General features: G+C 48.5%; 17 protein-coding genes. 12 read left to right on the top strand and 5 right to left on the bottom strand.

From position 1 onward, the window contains the following. Positions 1–606 (bottom strand): CvfB family protein (locus tag ACWA6V_RS03510; RefSeq protein ID WP_449521200.1); only part of this gene is annotated, 606 nt, incomplete at its 3' end. Between the two features lie 164 nt (positions 607–770). Here ACWA6V_RS03510 and ACWA6V_RS03505 point away from each other — a divergent pair. After that, positions 771–1,868 (top strand): site-2 protease family protein, encoded by a 1,098-nt coding sequence (locus ACWA6V_RS03505; RefSeq protein WP_449521199.1) that lies wholly within the window; start codon positions 771–773, stop codon positions 1,866–1,868. A 154-nt stretch (positions 1,869–2,022) separates the two neighbouring features. Continuing rightward, positions 2,023–4,968, top strand: coding sequence for a TonB-dependent receptor (locus ACWA6V_RS03500; RefSeq protein ID WP_449521198.1), 2,946 nt, complete (start codon positions 2,023–2,025; stop codon positions 4,966–4,968). A gap of 84 nt (positions 4,969–5,052) precedes the next feature. Here the strand turns inward: ACWA6V_RS03500 and ACWA6V_RS03495 are convergent, their stop codons facing one another. Next, positions 5,053–5,613 (bottom strand): hypothetical protein, encoded by a 561-nt coding sequence (locus ACWA6V_RS03495; protein ID WP_449521197.1) that lies wholly within the window; start codon positions 5,611–5,613, stop codon positions 5,053–5,055. Positions 5,614–5,792: 179 nt separating this feature from the next. After that, the gene (locus tag ACWA6V_RS03490) at positions 5,793–7,433 is read right to left on the bottom strand and encodes a DUF3300 domain-containing protein (RefSeq protein WP_449521196.1); all 1,641 of its coding nucleotides are present in this window, start codon (positions 7,431–7,433) and stop codon (positions 5,793–5,795) included. A gap of 210 nt (positions 7,434–7,643) precedes the next feature. Here ACWA6V_RS03490 and minC point away from each other — a divergent pair, with 210 nt between their 5' ends. The 7 genes from minC to ACWA6V_RS03455 all read left to right on the top strand — a co-directional run bounded on the left by minC (position 7,644) and on the right by ACWA6V_RS03455 (position 14,484). After that, the gene (gene minC / locus ACWA6V_RS03485) at positions 7,644–8,405 is read left to right on the top strand and encodes a septum site-determining protein MinC (protein WP_449521195.1); all 762 of its coding nucleotides are present in this window, start codon (positions 7,644–7,646) and stop codon (positions 8,403–8,405) included. A gap of 93 nt (positions 8,406–8,498) precedes the next feature. Then, complete coding sequence (minD, locus tag ACWA6V_RS03480) at positions 8,499–9,308, top strand: septum site-determining protein MinD (protein WP_310074879.1); 810 nt, start codon at positions 8,499–8,501, stop codon at positions 9,306–9,308. Between the two features lie 3 nt (positions 9,309–9,311). After that, positions 9,312–9,569: a cell division topological specificity factor MinE gene (gene minE, locus ACWA6V_RS03475; RefSeq protein WP_310074877.1), complete on the top strand. Its 258-nt coding sequence runs from the start codon at positions 9,312–9,314 to the stop codon at positions 9,567–9,569. Positions 9,570–9,676: 107 nt separating this feature from the next. After that, the gene (locus tag ACWA6V_RS03470; protein WP_449521194.1) at positions 9,677–10,327 is read left to right on the top strand and encodes a 3'-5' exonuclease; all 651 of its coding nucleotides are present in this window, start codon (positions 9,677–9,679) and stop codon (positions 10,325–10,327) included. Positions 10,328–10,364: 37 nt separating this feature from the next. Continuing rightward, positions 10,365–10,985, top strand: a complete 621-nt coding sequence (locus ACWA6V_RS03465) for a YceI family protein (RefSeq protein ID WP_449521193.1) — start codon at positions 10,365–10,367, stop codon at positions 10,983–10,985. Positions 10,986–11,053: 68 nt separating this feature from the next. Continuing rightward, positions 11,054–12,595, top strand: coding sequence for a helicase HerA-like domain-containing protein (locus ACWA6V_RS03460; RefSeq protein ID WP_449521192.1), 1,542 nt, complete (start codon positions 11,054–11,056; stop codon positions 12,593–12,595). Positions 12,596–12,819: 224 nt separating this feature from the next. Next, positions 12,820–14,484, top strand: coding sequence for a di-heme-cytochrome C peroxidase (locus tag ACWA6V_RS03455; RefSeq protein ID WP_449521191.1), 1,665 nt, complete (start codon positions 12,820–12,822; stop codon positions 14,482–14,484). Positions 14,485–14,556: 72 nt separating this feature from the next. On the opposite strand, the gene ACWA6V_RS03450 is transcribed toward ACWA6V_RS03455, so the two are convergent. Beyond that, complete coding sequence (locus ACWA6V_RS03450) at positions 14,557–15,060, bottom strand: YgjP-like metallopeptidase domain-containing protein (RefSeq protein ID WP_449521190.1); 504 nt, start codon at positions 15,058–15,060, stop codon at positions 14,557–14,559. 453 nt (positions 15,061–15,513) lie between these two features. Here ACWA6V_RS03450 and ACWA6V_RS03445 point away from each other — a divergent pair, with 453 nt between their 5' ends. Genes ACWA6V_RS03445 through ACWA6V_RS03435 form a run of 3 tightly spaced genes read left to right on the top strand, consistent with a single transcriptional unit; the run spans position 15,514 to position 18,972 of the window. Continuing rightward, a complete protein-coding gene (locus ACWA6V_RS03445; RefSeq protein WP_449521189.1) occupies positions 15,514–16,971 on the top strand; it encodes an undecaprenyl-phosphate glucose phosphotransferase in 1,458 nt (485 codons plus the stop codon). Beyond that, positions 16,961–18,118, top strand: coding sequence for a hypothetical protein (locus ACWA6V_RS03440; protein WP_449521188.1), 1,158 nt, complete (start codon positions 16,961–16,963; stop codon positions 18,116–18,118). Before ACWA6V_RS03445 ends, ACWA6V_RS03440 begins: the two co-directional genes overlap by 11 nt. A gap of 38 nt (positions 18,119–18,156) precedes the next feature. After that, entirely contained in the window at positions 18,157–18,972 is an 816-nt protein-coding gene (locus ACWA6V_RS03435; protein ID WP_449521187.1) for a polysaccharide pyruvyl transferase family protein, read from the top strand. Between the two features lie 68 nt (positions 18,973–19,040). On the opposite strand, the gene ACWA6V_RS03430 is transcribed toward ACWA6V_RS03435, so the two are convergent. Further along, positions 19,041–19,704, bottom strand: a 664-nt coding sequence (locus tag ACWA6V_RS03430) for an oligosaccharide flippase family protein (RefSeq protein ID WP_449521186.1), incomplete at its 5' end; no start/stop codon positions are given.

Raw genomic sequence — 19,704 nt, 5'->3', positions numbered from 1 at the left:
ATCAATTTTGCGGTCGGGGCGGATGCTTTTGATATAGCCTTTGACTTTTTCACCGTAGAGCAAGGTGCGAAATGCTTCGTCGCGGAATATCAGACCCAAGTGGGTATGGTTGATAACAGCTTTGTAACCCATATCGCTGCGGCCACAAATGATTAAATCCACCGCTTGTTTTACACTCAGCCCACTCGCGCGTTCTTCCAAATGGCGACTCAAGCGCGATGAAGCAGTAATGCGGCCGGTGTATTCGTCTTGATAAATACACACTACATAAGAACGGCCTGCTTCCATGGGTTTGTGTTGTTCGCCGTAGGGCACCAGCAAATCTTTTGGTAGACCCCAATCGAGAAATGCGCCGACGTTGTTGACTTCTTTTACTTCGAGGAAGGCGCACTCACCAACCATGGCTTTGGGGGTAAGGGTGGTGGCGATAATGCAGTCATCGGAATCCAGATAGATAAACACATCCAGAATCCCACCGATTTTCATATCTTCGGTAACATAGCGCTTGGGCAATAATATGTTGCCAAACTTGCCCCCATCGAGAAAAATGCCGAAATCGGTGTGTTTGACGATGGTTAAGCGGTTTTGTCGGCCAATTTGTAACATACTGAACTCATTCTCGCGGTTAGGTGCAGATAAGACGGTTGCATCAATAGTGCACAGTTTATTAGCAAGGGTCGGTTAAGGCCAGTAAAACTCCCGCAGCCCCCTTGGTTTTGTTTACAGTCCTGTAGGTTTTTGATTTTTGTATCCGTTTAGAGTCGTTATTTATGCAGTTATTTTCGTTTGATTATGCCAATCGTGTGTTTAGTGTCGATGCAACCCCGGCGAGCGGGGAAGAAATTGTCGTAGTTGATGGTGCGGTGGTATCGCAGAAGCGCAATTTTGGTATTACCAGTGAGCATAGTTTTGTACTGGATGATCTGGGTGAAGTGAAATTGATCTATGTGCTCAATATGCGCGCGGCCGATGTCAATTATGAATTGTGGGTAAATGGTGAACGGGTGATTGAGGCTGCTGCGCCAGTATCGGTTGCGCAGCAAGATTCTTTTAGTGAAGCACAGGGACAATCTGATCAACTGGTTATGCCTGCCAATAAACCAACAAAATCCAATTCCTGGTTATCGATTGGCTTGGTTGCCTTTAAATTATTGAAAGCAGTGCAGGTTGTTAAGGTCGCGCTCCTGGCTGCATCCGTTGCTGTATATAGCGTGATGTTTACGTTGGAATTTGCGTTCGCATTAATTGCGGTGTTGGTGTTCCATGAATATGGGCATTTGCGTGCGATGAAAAAATTTGGCCTGCCCACCAAAGGTATGTATTTAATTCCGTTTGTGGGTGGCATTGCGGTGGGCGATATGCCCAAGACCCGCTGGCAGGATGTGTACATTTCCATGATGGGGCCGGTGTATGGTTTGATAATGACGGTGGCGTTTTATATTGTGTACCTCGTTACCGATAGCCATTTTGCCGGTTTGGTTGCATCCACCAGTGCGCTGTTAAATTTATTTAATTTAATTCCTGTCTATCCGCTCGACGGCGGGCGCGTGGTGAAATCACTGGTATTTTCCGGACGCAATTATTTAGCTTTGGTTGCGTTGCTTGCGATCTCGGCGGCGTGTTTTGTCTTGGCATGGAAATTAGGTTTTTATTTCATCACCTTTTTTATTGTGCTGGGTGTGATTGATATTGTGGCGGGTTGGCGCGTTGGTTTGGCAGAAGATATTACCCCGCTCAAAAGCTACGGCATTTGGTTTTCGGTGCTTTGGTATTTGGTAGTCGTCGCAATGTTTTTAGGAATGATTTTATTAATTGCACAGGATGGTTTACCCGGTTCGGAAATTGCGCTCAAGGTATTGGCATCTTAATCATCTAGGCGAATTTTTTATTTAGTGCAAAAGGCTTGCCGTATGGTGAGCCTTTTTTGTTTTCTGATCTAAACTTGAATGAGGCTAATGGCCTTGCCGGTTAGTTAAATAATGAAGTGCCGGCCAATTCAATAATTAAGAAAAGGAAACGCTTATGCACGCACATCTTCGTAAAAATCCTGTCGCTAAAAAAATTCTCGCCTCCGTTATGAGTGCTATCGCACTGACATCATTCAGTGGCGTGTTGTATGCGCAAATTGGCAGCGCCAGTTTGTCCGGTATTATTGAAGTGAGTGATAACCCCACAGCGGGGATCGAAGTTACCGCAGTCAATATCGCTAATGGCCACAGCTATAAAGTCGTCACCCAAGCCAATGGAGGCTATTTATTTACCGGGTTGCCGCCGGGTGATTACCGTCTGGCAATTGCAGGAAAAGATCTTCACGGGCAGCAACAAGTTAATTTGCGTGTGGGGCAGAAAGTCAGTCTGAACATTGAGCTTGGCCAGGCGACCCCTGAGCAACCGGTAGAAGAAATGTTGGTGTTAGGTACTCAGGTAAATTACAACCTGGGTGGTGAAATCGGAACCAATATTTCGCTGGAGCAGATTGAATCCCTACCGCAAACCACGCGCAATTTTTTGGCCTTTGCGGATTTGGCGCCCGGTGTGCAATTTAACGAGGGGCAGGATGGTAGCACCAGCATTCAGGGTGGTGCCCAGAGTCCGAATGCAATCAATATTTTTATCGATGGTGTCGGGCAAAAAAATTATGTTTTGCGCGGTGGCGTAACCGGGCAGGACGCCAGTCGCGGTAACCCTTTCCCACAATCCGCGATTGCAGAATACAAAGTCATCACCCAAAACTATTCCGCGGAATACGATCAACTCAGTAGTGCAGCGATTGTGGCAGTCACTACCTCTGGTACTAATGAATTTCACGGTGGTTTTTTCTACGATTATTCTGATGAGGGAATGCGCGAGAAAAACCTGAATGAATTAAAAAACAATAAAAAAATACCCAGCCAACAAATACAGTATGGCGTTAATGTCGGTGGGCCAATTATTCAGGACAAGCTGCATTTCTTTTTTGCCTATGAAGGGAAAAGTAATAGCGATCCGCGCGATGTCGTTGTGGGTGCCGGTTACGATGTGAATAAGTTGCCCGCTAATGTGCAAGCCAAGCTGGGCGGCGTTAGTGCGAGTTTTGAGGAGGATCTGTATTTCGGTAAATTGAGTTATGTGATCAATGATGCGCAAAAAATCGAGTTGACTGCCAAGTATCGAGATGAGACAGAATTAACCGGTATAGGTGGGCAGCGGCCACTCGAATTTGGCACTGATAAAAACAATGATGAAACCCGCGTTGTACTCAGCCATAACTGGCGCACCGATAATTGGCTCAATGATGCGCGTATCACCTATGAGGATTACACCTTTAATCCGCGCCCGCATACTCTGGGTAACGGGACTATTTTATTGAATGCGGGTAAACAACTGGTATTGAGCACGGGTGCAGGGCGTGACTATCAGGAAAAAAGCCAATCCGGTTGGGCACTGCAAGAAGATTTCACTTATATTGCCTTGGCAAACCATCAATTAAAAACCGGCATTAAATATAAGGAAGTTGAATTAACCTCGGTGGAGCAGCAGCCGTTTAATCCGCAATACAGTTACAACATCGATTATTCATGGACGCAGCCTTATATGGTGGAGTGGGGCGCACCTTTGGCCGGTATTGGCAATGGTGCTGCAGTGGCGGATAACAAACAACTCGGCTTGTATGTTCAGGATGACTGGAGTGCGACCGAACGTTTGACGATTAATGCAGGCTTGCGCTGGGATTATGAAGAGTCCGATGCGTATCTGGATTATAAAACGCCTGATGCTGTAGTGACTGCACTGCGTGGCTGGAGCAACCTCGACAATTCCAATATCAATGTCGATGATTACATCAGCACTGGCAGTAACCGCGATACATTCAAAGATGCCTGGCAACCGCGTTTGGGTTTTAGTTATGACATAGGCACCGATAATAATCTGGTTTTATTTGGCGGCGCTGGCCGCGCGTTTGATCGCAATTTATTTGATAATTTGCAATTGGAAGCCACTAAGGCCACCTTCCCAACCTATCGCGTCAATTTTGATTCAGAAGATCCGCAAAATAATTGCGATCCTGCTGCCAGCAATTGTGTGGCATGGGATCCAAAATATTTAACAGCGCAAGGATTGGAAGATTTACTGTATGCCAATACCGGAGCTGGACGTGAAGTGTATTTGGTAAATAATAATTTAAAAACACCTTACTCGGATCAATTTAGTTTGGGTGTGCGCGGCACTCTGGGTGAATGGGATGCAGAAGTCAGCTTATCGCATATCAAGAGTGAGGATGGTTTTGTCTGGATGCTGATCAATCGTCGCCCCGATGGCAGTTTTTTTGCACCGGGCACTAGCTGGGGGCAGCCATGGGCTTTTAGTATTCCTGGATTCAGTAATGGTTTAATCGGGATGAATGCTCTGGAATCAAAAGCCGATTCACTCTATATCAAATTGGATAAACCCAAAGCCGATGATTATTGGGGGATGACGGTTGCCTATACCTACACCGATGCGCAGGACAGACGCAAAGCGGGGGAGGTTTTTGCGCTGGATTATCCGGATATCGACGATTACGGTTGGCACGATTCGCTCTCGGTACCTGAGCATCGTTTGGTGATTGCCGCACTCTTTGATTTGCCGAATGGTTTTGATTTGTCGGCAAAATTAAATCTGGAAAGTGTAAAAACCTATCAGGGTACGGATTGCCGCGCCGGTTGGAATGCTTGCCGATACAATACTTTTCAACCGGATGGCGATGGCTTCCTCGGTTACAAACAATTGGATATTGCCATTAGCAAACAATTTGCGACGGGTATGATCGCTCAGGATAGTTATATCACTTTGCGCCTCGATATTTTGAATGTCACCAATGCGGTGAATCACGGCGGCTATCAGGATTGGTATGGTGAGCCAGGGAAAAATGCGAGTGATTTTGCAAAACCTAACGGCACCTTTAACGGGCCACCAACAACCTTGAAGTTGGGCGTGAATTGGGCGTGGTAAATTTGTGTGACGGATAAAAATAATCCCCGGCTTTTGGCCGGGGATTATTTTTTTGCGCTCGTCATTCCTGGTTAAACATGCTCGCTATAAAAACGGATCATCTTCGTCAGCAGGGAAGTAGCGTTCGGCAGTAATGACATCGGCCTTGATTCTGTGCGCGAGCAAATCATCGACATCCTGATTAACGCGGTTGATGAGCGGCAGGGCTTCATTGCGATCCAATGACTCAAGCAGTGCGTTGCCCCAGATGGAGACGTGGCGTAAATAAATCGTGCGCGTATCCGCTTTTTTCGCCCACTCGCCAGATACCAGTCGGCCGATGCGATTTATTTTGTAGCGAATTTCTTTTACCTGGCTTGGGTCTTCTACCTGGGCCACCAACTCGTTGGTCATCTTGATCCAGCCGCGGCGATACAATTCCCAGCCATTGTAAAAGCGCACAATCCAGGTGAGGTATTCCTCTTTAGTCTGGATTGTTTTATTGGCTTCATCTGCCTCATAGATTTTAAGGAAATAGGCGCGGGATGGCATATCGCTGGGCCAGGCATCTGCCTGCTTAGCAATTTTAGTACTGCTACAAGCGAAAAGGCTGCTGACCAATATTACTACGGCTATAACGCGGGTTAGGGTTGCGATTTTCTGCATAAACAAAATTGGGCTCTATGTAATACGCGGGGTTGTTGATGGAGTGTGGCGGACGAATGTTGCAGTAGTATAAAAGTTTGTACGCGTAATGGACAGGCGGGGAGTTGGTTTAAGGGTTATCAAAAAGTTATAGCCCCAAGCCAAGTCTCGGTTTGGGGCTATTAGGGTTACTCATAATGCTAGCGTTCGCGGCCACCGCGCATTTCAGTGCGGCCACCACGATCTGAATCCCCACCGCCGGTGCGCTCGATACGTTGTGGGCGTTCGCTGCGTTCCATCCGCTCCACTCGTTCTACCCGCGGCGCTTCACGGCGCTCTACTTGTTGAACCTGTGGGCGCTCAACCGGTTGGGCGCGTTCGACCGATTGGGTCCGTTCGAGGCGTTGAATGGTCGGGCGTTCAACACGGCTCTGTTGCTGCGCTTGTTGAATGCGAGGGTCTGCCCGTTGCACGCGCTCTGTCGATTGCGCGCGTTGTGCATCGGTGCGCTCGATGCGGTTGCTGCGCTCATTGTTAAGACGATTTTCCCAATTGCGGTTTTCTCCCTGTTCAGTCTGCTGCCTGCGCTCTGTTTGGCGAATATCCCCACTTTGGCGCTCAGTGCGATTGCCCTGTTCGCGACTTTGGACATTGCCCAGGTCGCGTCCGTTGCGGTTGTTCATCCGCTCACGCAATTGTTCCGCACGTGGTTGCGGGCCTTGCACTGCTCTATCGTTGTTGACGTTGGCGGTGTTAGTGGTGATTTGCCCGGCCTGGCGGCGATCCAGTCGTTGTATCGCCTGATCATCGCGCCCCTGGCGTTGGTCGCGCGCAGCATTGGGTGCGATGCGGCCATTGCCGCGATTTTCACCCAGGTAGCCGCCGCGATTACCGTTTCCGTCGCGCAGGTTGGCGCGATACTGTTGGGTGTCGCGATAGCTTTCGCGCGGGCTGTGGAAGCGCTCGCGGGTAGGGTTGTCGTGGTAGGCAACACCGCGTCTGTGCACAGGGTTGTGGTGCCAATGTCTGGCATTGCTGTGACGAACCACGCTGCGGCTATCGTAAAAACGGTGGCCGTGATGGTGGTGATGGTCAACTACAACAACGCGGCGGTCGCGCCAATGGCAGCCGCTGAAGTAAAAGCGCGGGCCTATATGAACACGCGGGCCCCAATAAAAGCCGGACACAAACACATAGCTGCTGGGGTAATGCCAGTATACGGGTGGATAATCCGCCCACCACCAGTTGCCGTAGACCACGCGCGTATCGTACGCGGGCACGTAGACAACGCGCTCGACCGAAGGCTCAATCACAATGACTTTATCTTCGCGCACTACACGTACATGCTCGACTTTATCGAGATTGCCTGAGGCATAGGCGCGGTTGCGCAGTTTCTGGATGCTGTCCATCACCCGCTCTTCATCGGCAAGGAAGGCATCGCCCAATTGTTGGGTCCAATCCAGGTCGTCGCTCATACGCTGCAAAATATCGGGGAAGGCGACCAGTGCTTTGACGCTCGGGTCCCAGTCCTGGTTATCGACAGCATTGACCGCATCATCGCCTTTCAAGCGACTGTTGTTGCGCGCCCAGCGGTCAGCTTCGACCACTTCCAGCGGGTAAGTCGAGGCGATAAGAACGTGTGAGAGCACCGTATCCGGGTAGAGCGCGATGGGGGCCAGCAGCGAATCCAGTTGCGCTTCACTAAAGCTGGCCTGTGCCGCTGTGGTGCTATAGCTCGTCTGATCCACTGCCTGGGTGGTGGTGCAACCCACCAGTAATGGCAGCAGCAGGCTGATCGTTAACGCAAGTTTTCCTGGGCGTTGCAGAAGCTGGCTAGTCATGATGGTTCTCGCTCGGATACCGGTTATTACCCTCTCAGAGGGCGGAGTGGTGCCAATGGTTCATTTATAGGAGCCCAGCGCTTAACCCGAGCTGAACTAGGTGCAGACTCTTGCTTGACTAATCAGGTGGCGCCCCGATAATGGCGCACTTTTGTGATATCCATCCAAAACACACATGGCGCCGATACGCCGGGTAATAGAGAGTAGCGCATGATCGATGTGAATTTTCAGTTAAAAGGCAGTGCTATTACCGTAGTGGTGCTGGCGATTGTCCGCTACGAGCCCAAGAGTTTGTTGGCTGAGCTAAAAGAAAAGGTCGTCCAGGCACCGCAATTTTTCAATAACTCCCCGGTATTGATCAATCTTGACCGTTTGGAAAACCCCGAAAGCCTGAAAAAACTCGGGGATTTGCTGGCAATTTGCCGCGAACTGGATTTACAACCACTAGGTTTTAGCGGCGTACCTGAGGTATTGTTAGCGGCAGTTAATAAGACCGGTCTGACAGTACTGCCAACCCCCAGCGAACGCGCGCTCAAACTGCCCAAACAAGAAGCTGCACCCCAGGCAGTTGAGACAGTTATCGAACGCGTAGTGGAGACGGTGGTCGAAACCGTTATCGAAGAGCGACTGGTTCAACGTCAGAGTAAAGTCGTCACCCGCCCTGTGCGCTCCGGCCAGCAAATTTACGCTGAAGGTGCAGATTTGATTGTGCTGGCGCAAGTGAGTGAAGGGGCTGAAGTACTGGCCGATGGCCATATCCATATTTACGGCACTTTACGTGGTCGCGCGTTGGCCGGCGTAAAAGGTGATGAAACAGCGCGTATTTTTTGCCAGCAAATGGAAGCCGAATTAGTGTCGGTCGCTGGTAATTTTGTGCTGCAGGATTCACTGCCCAAAGAATTGTTAAAAAAGCCGGTGCAAATTTCTCTCAGGGGCGAAAAGGTTATCGTGGAAGCCCTTGTTAGTAACTAAGTCTGGCGAGTAATTAATTTTCTGCATCCATTTATTGTTTATTTTTTTGGATGTTATTTTTTTAGACATTGAATATTTTACAGGAGCCTTCCTTTGGCCAAGATTATCGTTGTTACATCAGGTAAAGGCGGTGTGGGCAAAACCACATCCAGCGCAGCAATCAGTACCGGTTTGGCGATGCGCGGCCACAAAACTGTGGTTATCGATTTCGACGTAGGCCTGCGTAATCTGGATTTGATCATGGGTTGCGAGCGCCGTGTGGTGTACGATTTTGTCAACGTGATCAAAGGCGAAGCGACGCTGAATCAAGCGATGATCAAAGATAAACGCACTGAAGGTCTGTACGTATTGCCCGCATCGCAAACCCGCGATAAAGATGCCTTGACCCGCGAAGGCGTTGAAACGGTGATTAACGAACTCGCCAAAGATTTTGAATTTATTGTGTGCGATTCCCCTGCCGGTATTGAGCAAGGTGCGTTGATGGCATTGTATTTTGCCGACATCGCGATTGTTGTGACCAACCCGGAAGTGTCTTCAGTGCGCGACTCGGATCGTATCCTCGGTATTCTGCAAAGTAAATCGCGCCGTGCAGAACAAAATCTGGAACCGATCAAAGAACATTTGTTGTTGACGCGCTACAACCCTGTGCGTGTGGAAGCGGGCGAAATGCTTAGCGTGAATGATGTGGAAGAGATTCTGGCAATCCCATTGCTGGGCGTAATTCCGGAATCAGAAGCGGTATTAAAAGCCTCTAACCAGGGCACCCCGGTGATTCTGGATGAAACCACACCGGCTGGCCAAGCTTACAACGACGCCGTTGATCGCCTGCTCGGTAAAGAGATACCACACCGCTTCCTGGAAGCGGAAAAGAAAAGTTTCCTGAAGCGTTTGCTGGGAGTATAAGCCGTGAGTATTCTGGATTTCCTCATCAAAAAACGGGCGCCCTCATCGGCCTCGGTCGCCAAGGAACGCTTGCAAATTATTGTTGCGCACGAACGCACCAAGCGCAATTTAAGCCAGCCGGATTTCCTGCCGCAGATGCAGCAGGAAATTATTGCAGTGATTCGTAAATATATTCATATCGAATCCGATCAGGTCACGGTCAATCTCGACAATTCCGACAACTGTTCGGTGTTGGAATTGAATATTACCCTGCCGGATTAAAGCGTTATGCTGCATGACCCACGCAGCAGGAAAAAAGGGATGCGCCGACTCTGGTGCATCCCTTTTTTATTGCACAACATTTTTTGTTATCCATCTGGCTTTGATTTATGAATATTGATTTTCATTCCTTGCCTGCTGACCAATTGGTAGTGTTCGACTTTGAGACCACCGGTCTATCACCCGACATGGGTGATCGGTCAATTGAAATTGGCGCCGTGCTTATTGAAAACGGAAAAATTACCGGCCGCTTTCAGCAGTTGATGAATCCCGGAGTGCGGATTCCGCTATTTATTGAGAATCTCACCGGCATTACCAATGCGATGATAAAAGAATCGCGCAGTAACGCCGAAGTGATGAGCGATTTTCACGATTTTATCGCCGGCCGCAATCTGGTTGCACACAACGCCAGTTTTGATGAGCGCTTTTTGCGCGCGGAATTTCGCCGCATCAAAAAACAGTGTTCGTCGGGTATTGCCTGCAGTTTATTGGCCGCGCGTCGCATCTTTCAAAATGCCCCCAACCACCAGTTGGCAACCCTAGCGCAGTATAAAAATTTACCCAGCGATGGCGTTTACCACCGTGCCTTGGCAGATGCAGAAGTGACTGCACATTTATGGTTGAGTTTATTGGCTGAGTTGCGCGAGCAGCATGAGTTTGATGAGCTCACATTTGGTTTTATGCATACACTGACGAAAACGCCCAAGCATCAATTGCGTCAGTTTTATGCGAAACACAAGATTAAATCTCCAGTTATCTAATCAAGACCGGTTGTGAATACTAAGGAGTTGATCTGCAATGCAACATAATTTTATTAAACCCGCCGCCGCCATTTTTATCCTACTGCTTCTGGTCAGCTGTGGCACGCTCATCAAGCCTAATGTAAAAACCGGCATAGTGCAGCTGGAAAAAGGTTCCTACCAGCTCGATCAAACCCACGTCACTGTTTTATTTAAAATCAACCATATGGGCTTGTCTACGTTTGTGGGTCGTTTTAATAAAGTCGATGCAACGCTGGAGTTTGATCCCGCTAATATTGCCGCTGCTAAATTGTCGGCGATAATCGATGTTGCCAGTATCGATACGAATAATCCCAATTTGGAAGAGACCTTGCGCGGTAGCAGTTGGCTCGATACTGAAAAATACCCACAAGCGTTTTTCAAAACCACCAGCGTCAACTTGCTCGATCAAAACTCTGCGGTATTTGCCGGTGAATTAACCCTGCATGGCGTGACTGCTCCAATTGATTTAACTGTTACCTTTAATGGCGGTGCTAACAATATGCTCACCGGCTTCTATACGTTAGGTTTCTCTGCCACCAGTACCTTTAACCGCTCGACGTTTGGTGTAGATTATTTAGTTCCCGCGATTGGCGATGCTGTGGCAATTGAAGTCTTCGCTGAGTTTCAAAAAAATTAGCTCAACAACAATGGTTCGACAAAAAATAGTTAAACAGTAATAAAAACGATTATTTTTCAGGAGTTGTTATGACCACTCACTTTCTTATTGGCGGCAACGGCGCTCAATCAGCACAGTTGAACTTGCGTATGGCGAATCGCCACGGGTTGATCGCTGGTGCAACGGGTACGGGTAAAACTGTGAGCTTGCAAGTGCTTGCCGAAGGTTTTGCCAAAGCCGGTGTGCCGGTATTTATGGCCGATATAAAGGGCGATTTGTCCGGCCTCGCCAAAGCCGGCAAGCCACACCCCAAAGTGGAGGAGCGTGTGCAGCTGATGAATATCACCGATTACCAGCAACGCTTATTCCCTTGCGTATTTTGGGATCTGTATGCAAAAAAAGGTCATCCGGTGCGCGCCACTATTTCAGATTTTGGCCCGCTGTTATTGGCGAATTTTTTTGATCTCAACGAAACCCAAACCGGTGTGCTCTACGCCGCGTTTAAAATTGCCGATGACCAAGGCATGTTGATGCTGGATTTAAAAGACCTGCAAGCCATGCTCAATTGGATGAAGGACGAACGTAAAACATTGGAGGATGAATACGGTGGTATAAGCGAAGCCAGCATCGCCGCCATTCAACGTCGGTTAATGATGTTGGAGCAAGAAGGTGCAGATCAATTTTTTGGTGAACCGGCACTGGATTTAAATCACCTGATGCAAGTCACTCTTGAAGGCACTGGCGTCATCAATATTCTCGATGCAACCACCCTTGTCAACCAACCCAAACTCTACGCGATATTTTTACTCTGGTTAATTTCTGAATTATTTGAAAATTTGCCGGAGCAGGGTGATGCCGATAAACCCAAATTGGTATTTTTCTTTGATGAGGCGCATTTGTTGTTTAACGGAGCGCCCAAATTATTAGTCGATAAAATTGAACAAGTCGTGCGCTTGATTCGCTCCAAAGGCGTGGGTATTTATTTTATCTCCCAAAGCCCTGCCGATATTCCCGATACAGTACTCGGCCAATTGGGCAATCGCGTGCAACACGCGCTGCGTGCTTACACACCCAAAGACCAACAAGCCGTAAAAATTGCGGCGCAAACTTTTCGCCCCAATCCCGCATTTTCAACCGAAGCGGTTATCACTGAGTTGGGCATAGGTGAAGCATTGGTATCGGTATTGGATGAGAAGGGTTCGCCCACACCGGTTGAGCGTGTGATGGTTGCACCGCCTGCATCGCGTATTGGCCCCTTGGCCGATGAGGAGCGTACGGAAGTGATGGCGCGTTCACCTTACAAGGCGATTTATAACCAGGTGGTTGATCGTGAATCGGCCTATGAAATTTTAAAGGGGCGTGTTGCCCAGCAAACACAAACCGAGCAGCAACAAAAAAATCAGGAGCAGTTGCGCGTTGAGCAGGAGCGCATTTTTAAACAACAGCAAAAGGAACAAGTACAACAACAGAAAGAGCAGGCGCGTGCGCAGCAGCAAGCTGAGCGCGCAAGTGCACAGCGTGCAACGGCGGTAGATGCCTTTGCCAAGAGTGCAGCACGTGCGATAGGCAGTAGCCTTGGCCGACAAATTGTGCGCGGCATCCTCGGGTCGCTGTTAGGCGGACGGCGTTAGGCCGCGTAATGTTATTGTCGGATTCATCGGCTATAGTGAAGTAAATATTCAGGCCAAGCAGAACTTTCTGGCGAAATAGAACAGGATCTATTTGGGTTATTTAACCGGTAATGTGGGGTAGCAAAACGTAAAACAGCAAGGAAAATTCAGCATTCGTCATATCAAATAAGGCTGCACTTTTCAATGGACGGTTAGGTGCAGTCATAAAATGTTGAGGATGCAGCATGAAAAAAATGACAAGCATGGGAGGGCAATCCTCCATGTTAATGCCGATGTTAAACTGCTTTTTGTTGAACCTTCTTCTTTATGGTGCTGCCAGCCAGGCTGCAGACCCCGTTGATGATGATACGATTTATTTAGATCAGGGCTGGGATCATCATACCCGCCAAACCCTATCCTTCACTTCTTTTGGTTCCCGATTTATTCCCTACGCCTGGTTTCTGGTGTTGGAGCAGCCCGATAATTCCCGCGCATTCCGCGATAATGATCATCTGGCTGCAATGGGTTTTATCACCACCATTGCAGACCAATACAATCCAGATGGATTACCAATAGGGCTGGTACGCGATAGCGATAAAAAAAATGGTGATGCTTTAGGCATGACTTGCGCATTTTGCCATACCGGTCAGGTCAGGATTCACGGCAAACGTATTCGCATTGATGGCGGTCAAGCGTTGGTTGATTACACGCAATTTGAGCAGGCAACACTGGCCGCACTGAAAGCAACGCTCATTGACAATGAAAAATTTTCTCGTTTTTTCCAACAAGTAATTGCCAGTGAACCAAGCACAACACTGACACCAGAACTGCTGAAAATCCAATTGCAAACCCGAATTGCAGAATTGGAAAAACACTACGCTGTTAATGCGACTGAGGTTCCCTACGGTCATGGGCGGCTGGATGCCTTCGGTCAAATTTTTAATGCGATTGCGGTTGAAGCGCTCAACATGCCGGAAAATATTCACGCACCCAATGCGCCTACCAGCTATCCGGTATTGTGGGATGCATCGCACTTAAACATTGTGCAATGGAATGCATCGGCACCCAATAAAGAAACGGGGCCACTATTTCAAAATGCGATTACTGCACTCGCGGTTTACGGTATTGTCTCAGTACCCAAAGATAAACTTACTTACCAATCATCAATTCGCATCAGTAACCTCGGCGACATCCAGCGTGATTTTTATCAACTCGTCGCGCCGCAATGGCCGGTAGAAATTGCCGGAGCCCTTGATGCAGAAAAAGTTGCTGCTGGTAAAAAACTCTATGACCAGCATTGCTTGAAATGCCACAGCATTGTTGATCCAACCAATAAAAAACGTAAGCTGCAGGCCGTGCTAACACCCTACAAAGAAGTGGGCACCGACCCCTTGATGGTAGAAAATTTTATCCAGCACAAAGTGAAAAGCGGCTTATTGGAAGGCGACAAAGCCATGGTGTTATTTGGCGACAAGCTTCCTGCCGAAACCTCGCCGTTGGACTTGGTCACCCATGTTGCGACAGGCGCACTCTTTAACCAACCATGGCAAACCATCAAGGCTTTGTTTAAAGAATACCGTTCCAATGGTGCACCGCCCGAACAAACGGTGTTTAACAGTTACAAGGCACGCCCGATCAATGGCATCTGGGCGTCTGCACCTTATTTGCATAACGGTTCAGTGCCCAGCATTTATGATTTGTTATTGCCGGCAGAACAGCGGCCAGCAACATTTTATGTCGGTAATATTGAATTGGATTTGGTAAAAGTGGGGCATGTTTATAGTGAGGCGCCCAACACCAGCTTTTACGATACCCGCCTGCGCGGTAACTCCAATGCGGGGCATGAATATGGCACCCAACTAAATGAGGAAGAACGTTGGGCATTGATAGAGTATGTAAAAAATTTATAATTCTGCAAAATTTACACAAATGTAACCGCTTATTAGTAAACAGAAGGCATACGCTTTCTGTTTACTACAGCATCAATAAATCCCTCCAAATAAATCCAACTGCGTTAAATACAAACGCAAATCAAATTCGTACTGATGATAGTTGGGTTCCATATGCCGGCAGAGTTGATAAAAGGCTTTGTTGTGCTCCTTTTCTTTGAAGTGCGGGATTTCATGCACGACTATCATTTTTAAAAAGGCTTCCGGGGCAGTGCGGAATACGCTCGCGATTTTAATCTCATTAACGGTTTTTAATTTGGCGCCCTGTACCCGGCTAATGTAGTGGTGTTGGCCGAGTGCATGTTGGATAACTTTTATTTTGCTGTCGTAGCCCACCCGGCTCAGGGGCTGGGTTTTGCCCATATATTCACTTTTGATGTTTTGGGTGTAATGGTAGAGCGCATTGTCGGTGCGTACATCGTGAATCTGTGGATAGCGCTTGAGTAACACTTCGCCAAGGCGGCCTTCCGCGATGACTTGCTGTACTTGCTGCAGGGTTTCGGTGGGGTAGCCGGTGAGATATTTCAATTGGGACATGCTGACCTATGCGTCGCTGGGTACGTGAATAATCGTGTAGCGGATGGCTATAGGCGACAATTATAAAGGTTGTTATTGGCTTAGGGGTAATACCAGACTGTTTTCATCAGTGCATTTTAGGGCGTTCACTGCATTAAAGTGGGGCGCACAAGGTGTGCATCGCGAAAAATAAGTAGCGTTCAATTGTTCGATTAGCGGGATTATCGAGTTCGACTTTTTCCCGCAGGATTTTTTTCACATTCTTTGTGTGCGCTTTTAACGAAAAGCCGGTAATCAGGATGGGTAGATTAATTCTTGGCCTGATAAATGCTTTGTCTAGATGTGCAGCAGATGGATATTCGCGATAGCTTCAGGCGTAATCTCACCTCGCGCTGCTAAAAAACGTAATTTACCAATTAGTAACTTATTTGCATATTCGTACTTTACTCATGAGTGATTCGCATGGAGGTAGTAATGAGCGATTTATCGGTAGAAGGCGTTGCGGTCAATCCCATTGGCTTATCAAGTGAGCCGCCTGTGGTTCGCTTCCATCATTCTAAAATACTTGCGCTATTTCGCGCGCTCGACAGTGCCCTCATCGTATTTATGCTGTGGGGTTGCCTCAAATTATTGGGGCTGGAATGGAATAATATTTATACCGGCTTTGCTATTAGCGCGGTGATTATTTTTGGTTTTTTTGCCGAGAGTAATGAAGTGTATTATTTGTGGCGTGGCCACTCGATGATTGATTTGTCTATTCGTTTATTCCTCGCCTGGTTTGCTACCTTATTATTCCTAATTTTGTCACTGGTAGTAGTTTATCCATTTACGACAGTGAGTTTATCGGCAATATCTGCTTGGTTCGTAACAACACCGGTGGTGATGATTGCTATGCATATCGGACGGCGGTTGTTATTGGCCAAATTGCGCGCAAACCCTACTGAGCCGCGTCGCGTTGCGATTGTAGGTGCTAATGATTTGGGGCTGCGGTTAATTAATTCCATGTCTGTGATGCCTTGGCTAGGTTACAAGGTGACTGGTTTTTATGATGATCGAGCACCCAGTAATGATGTGGGGCGCCGCTTGTTTGGAAAAAATATTGAAGTGAAAGGTGGTCTCGAACAACTCTATCAGGATGCGCACGATGGCAAGATTGATATTGTTTTCGTGGCGCTGCCAATGCGTGCAGAATTGCGCATGCATTCGGTGATTGATCGCTTGGCCGATACAACTGTTTCTCCCTATGTGATTCCCGATGTATTCAGTTTTGACTTATTGCATTCGCGCCTGACTTGTTTGCAGGGCATTCCCGCGCTGAGTATTTACGATTCGCCGCTGGTGGATAACAGCTGGGCGAAACGTTTGGAGGATTTAGTGTTGGGTCTGTGTATTTTAATGGTGCTGGCGATTCCTATGTTATTGATTGCTGCCGGTGTAAAAATTACATCGCCTGGGCCCATTTTTTTCAAACAGACTCGTTACGGTATGGGGGGCGATCGCATTAAAGTGTGGAAGTTCCGTTCCATGACGGTGTGTGAAGATGGCGCTAATGTTGCACAAGCAAAACGTGCTGATCCGCGTATTACGCCTTATGGGAATTTTTTGCGTCGCACATCGCTTGATGAATTGCCGCAATTATTTAATGTAATTTCCGGCAGTATGTCGCTTGTTGGCCCGCGTCCACACGCCGTTGCGCACAACGAATTTTATCGCGGCCAAATTAAAGGATACATGTTGCGTCATAAAGTGAAACCGGGCATTACCGGGTTGGCGCAAGTTAATGGCTTTCGCGGTGAAACGGAAACACTCGACAAAATGTCTGGCCGTATTGCTTATGACTTGGAATACATCCGCAATTGGTCGGTGATTTTGGATATCAAAATTTTATGGAAAACTATTTTCAAGGGTTTTGTCGGACAGAATGTTTATTGATGCGAGTGCAAAAAAAAAATGGCTGCGTTTGCTGCAATGGGTGGTTATAACACCACTTGCACAAGCAGCCGTCGCCGCTCCTGATCGCGTTACTCTTTCGGTGGGCGCGCATGAATACTGGGACAGTAATTTTGCGCGCAGCGCTGATGTGGATTCAGAGCATTACACTCGCTCCGTTGTTTCGCTCGCACTTAATGAACGCTTTAGTAAACAGGATTTTTCGCTCGGTGTGAGTGGTAACCGCTACGAATATTCGCAGCGTGATGATCTGGATGTCGATTTTGTTGAAGGCAAAGCCGGTTGGCGCAGTGATTGGAGTTCGCGCGTTAAAACGTCTGTGAATTGGACTCGTGATGCCTATGCGGTAGATCGATTGGAATTTGCTGATAAAGATGTCGTTGCACTCAATAATCTCACTGGCCAATTAACTCTTGGTACCAACAAACATCTGGGTATTACTGTCGGCGCCCGGCAGGCGGCGCAGACTCATTCCAATGAATTGCGCGAATCGTTGGATTTTGATGAAGACGAATGGTTTGTTGCAGGCACTTTCAGCACTCCCAATAAATCTTCACTGAGTGTGCGCTTGCGCGAGGGTGAACGCTTGTATGTTCACATGGTACCTGGTGATTTACGTGTGCTGGATTTTGATTATCGCCAATTAGAGCTGGAAGGTAGCTGGGTACTCACGCGCAAGACGCAATTGGGATTTACCCTTGGGCGCTTCAAGCGCGAAGGAGAGATCAATGCCGGCACTGGTACCCAAGCGCTGGTGGATGCCAGTTGGGCAGTCAGTGAAAAACTCAGCTTCTCACTCAGCTACAGCCAGAGTGAACCTGCCGTTGGTGAAACGTCAGATTCACCGGCGGATGTGCGTACCAGCAAACTTGCACTGAACTGGGAGCCTTCGTCCAAATGGTTACTCAGTATGGACGCTGCTTATAGTGAACAGACTTACCTCCAGCGTTTGATGGAGCCGGCGCGCGCTGAAACCATCACGGCGTTTAGCCCCCTGACGCTAACCTACCGCTTATCTGATTTGCTCAATATTCGCCTGGATAGCCAGTGGGTGGACCGCGAATCGCCACTGCTTTACCGCGACTATGACTATGCTCTGGCCAGCCTGGGGCTGACGCTGGTTTTTTAAGATAATGTTTGATGCATTGATTGCTTAAAGGAGTACCTATGTTTAGACGTCTGGCCGCTTATCTGGAGACACCGGCCGAGTTGAAGCCGCGTTTACCTTTCCCCTATGTGGATCTCTACAACTGGATGCCCAAAGACGGACGCATTAATTTTGGTGATCATCTCGCCGAAATTGTGACACGCCAACTGCTGGCGTTGGAGGGATTGAGTCTGGATCAGGAGGTGAGCCAATGTGCGCGTCTGCTGGCGATTGGTTCGATCTTGCAAAACAGTACCGATGGCGATCATATCTGGGGCAGCGGCTGGAATGGCAAGGTGCCGGAATCGATGTTCAAATCCCGGCAGCTCAATGTGCATGCTGTGCGCGGGCCTTTGACCGGGGAGTTTCTGCGCAGTCGCGGTTTTGTAGTGCCGGAAGTTTACGGTGACCCGGCGCTGTTGGTGCCGCATTTGTTCAAGGGGCGTTTTAGTCCCAATCCCCAGCGGGATTATGTGTTTGTTCCTAATCTCCATGACCTATCGATCTTGCCAGCGGGTACACCCAACGTGATTTCACCGTTACAGGGGTGGAATCGGGTGATTGAGCAGATCCTGCAAGCCAAACTGGTGCTGGCCAGTTCGCTGCATGGGTTGATTATCGCTGAGGCTTACGGCATTCCTGCGCGTTACGTGCGACTGACGCAAACGGAAGATCCATTCAAGTACAAGGATTATTACTTGGGTAGCGGTAGGCTGGAGTCAGAACTGCAATTTGCCAGTTCTATTGAGGAGGGTAAGGAGATGGGCGGTATGCCTGGCTTGCGCTTTGATCATCAGCCATTGTTGAATGCGTTTCCACTGCAGCTATGGCGATAAATTGAATCTATATTGTCTCTACACTCCCGCGTAAGCGGGAGCCCAGTTTTTTCTTTCCCCGTTAACCTCTACGCCAACCTTAGTAGCCGTTGTAAATAATTGATCACCGGTTTGGCTTTGGCCGGCGCCATCGCGGCACTCTCGCCGAGAAAATGTTTGGTTTCCTGCCGAAAAATACAGGACATAAGGGCGACATAACTCAGTGCCCCCAGACCTGCCAGCAGCAACAGGCGCACCCCCACGGCAAGGTCGTCAGGCAGTGTGTATTTGGCGAGCAGCACTATTCCCAGCATCATCAGCGAGGCTGCAAACGTGGGCGCGACGGTACGCAGTTGCTTGGTAATATCCACCGCGAATACCTGTTTGAAAAAATACATATTGAAGAAAATGCTGAGGTAGGTGCGCAGTGCAAAACCGGCTGCCGCCGCAACTATCCCATAGGGCACCAACAGGAATCCGAGCAGGAGATTAAGCACAAAAGTGATGCTGGCGAGGACCATTACCCGCTGCGAATGCCCACCTGCTGTCAGCGCTGCATTGACTTGATAGCCAATTACCAGTGGTGCTATGCCCAGCGCCAGCAACGTCATCACCTGGCCGCTTTGCGCCCATTTATCGGTAAAGGCGAGCTGGATAAATTCTGGCCCCAAGGCCGCCGCACCAAAAAAAATCGGGAAAGTAAAATAGGCGCTCATGCGCATCACCCGCAGGGTTCCCTGGGCGCGCTGTTCC

This window comes from Cellvibrio sp. (assembly GCF_053579595.1).
Note: the sequence above shows the minus strand (reverse complement) of the source record. Positions and strands in the feature narration are given on the sequence as shown.

Bases quoted from the DNA above. Each gene is read 5' to 3' on its own strand.
- ACWA6V_RS03465 (WP_449521193.1), top strand. From the start codon at position 10,365: ATGCAACATAATTTTATTAAACCCGCCGCCGCCATTTTTATCCTACTG.
- ACWA6V_RS03450 (WP_449521190.1), bottom strand. From the start codon at position 15,060: ATGTCCCAATTGAAATATCTCACCGGCTACCCCACCGAAACCCTGCAG.
- ACWA6V_RS03500 (WP_449521198.1), top strand. From the start codon at position 2,023: ATGCACGCACATCTTCGTAAAAATCCTGTCGCTAAAAAAATTCTCGCC.
- ACWA6V_RS03440 (WP_449521188.1), top strand. From the start codon at position 16,961: ATGTTTATTGATGCGAGTGCAAAAAAAAAATGGCTGCGTTTGCTGCAA.
- ACWA6V_RS03435 (WP_449521187.1), top strand. From the start codon at position 18,157: ATGTTTAGACGTCTGGCCGCTTATCTGGAGACACCGGCCGAGTTGAAG.
- minC (WP_449521195.1), top strand. From the start codon at position 7,644: ATGATCGATGTGAATTTTCAGTTAAAAGGCAGTGCTATTACCGTAGTG.
- ACWA6V_RS03470 (WP_449521194.1), top strand. From the start codon at position 9,677: ATGAATATTGATTTTCATTCCTTGCCTGCTGACCAATTGGTAGTGTTC.
- ACWA6V_RS03460 (WP_449521192.1), top strand. From the start codon at position 11,054: ATGACCACTCACTTTCTTATTGGCGGCAACGGCGCTCAATCAGCACAG.
- ACWA6V_RS03495 (WP_449521197.1), bottom strand. From the start codon at position 5,613: ATGCAGAAAATCGCAACCCTAACCCGCGTTATAGCCGTAGTAATATTG.
- ACWA6V_RS03445 (WP_449521189.1), top strand. From the start codon at position 15,514: ATGAGCGATTTATCGGTAGAAGGCGTTGCGGTCAATCCCATTGGCTTA.
- ACWA6V_RS03455 (WP_449521191.1), top strand. From the start codon at position 12,820: ATGAAAAAAATGACAAGCATGGGAGGGCAATCCTCCATGTTAATGCCG.
- ACWA6V_RS03490 (WP_449521196.1), bottom strand. From the start codon at position 7,433: ATGACTAGCCAGCTTCTGCAACGCCCAGGAAAACTTGCGTTAACGATC.
- ACWA6V_RS03505 (WP_449521199.1), top strand. From the start codon at position 771: ATGCAGTTATTTTCGTTTGATTATGCCAATCGTGTGTTTAGTGTCGAT.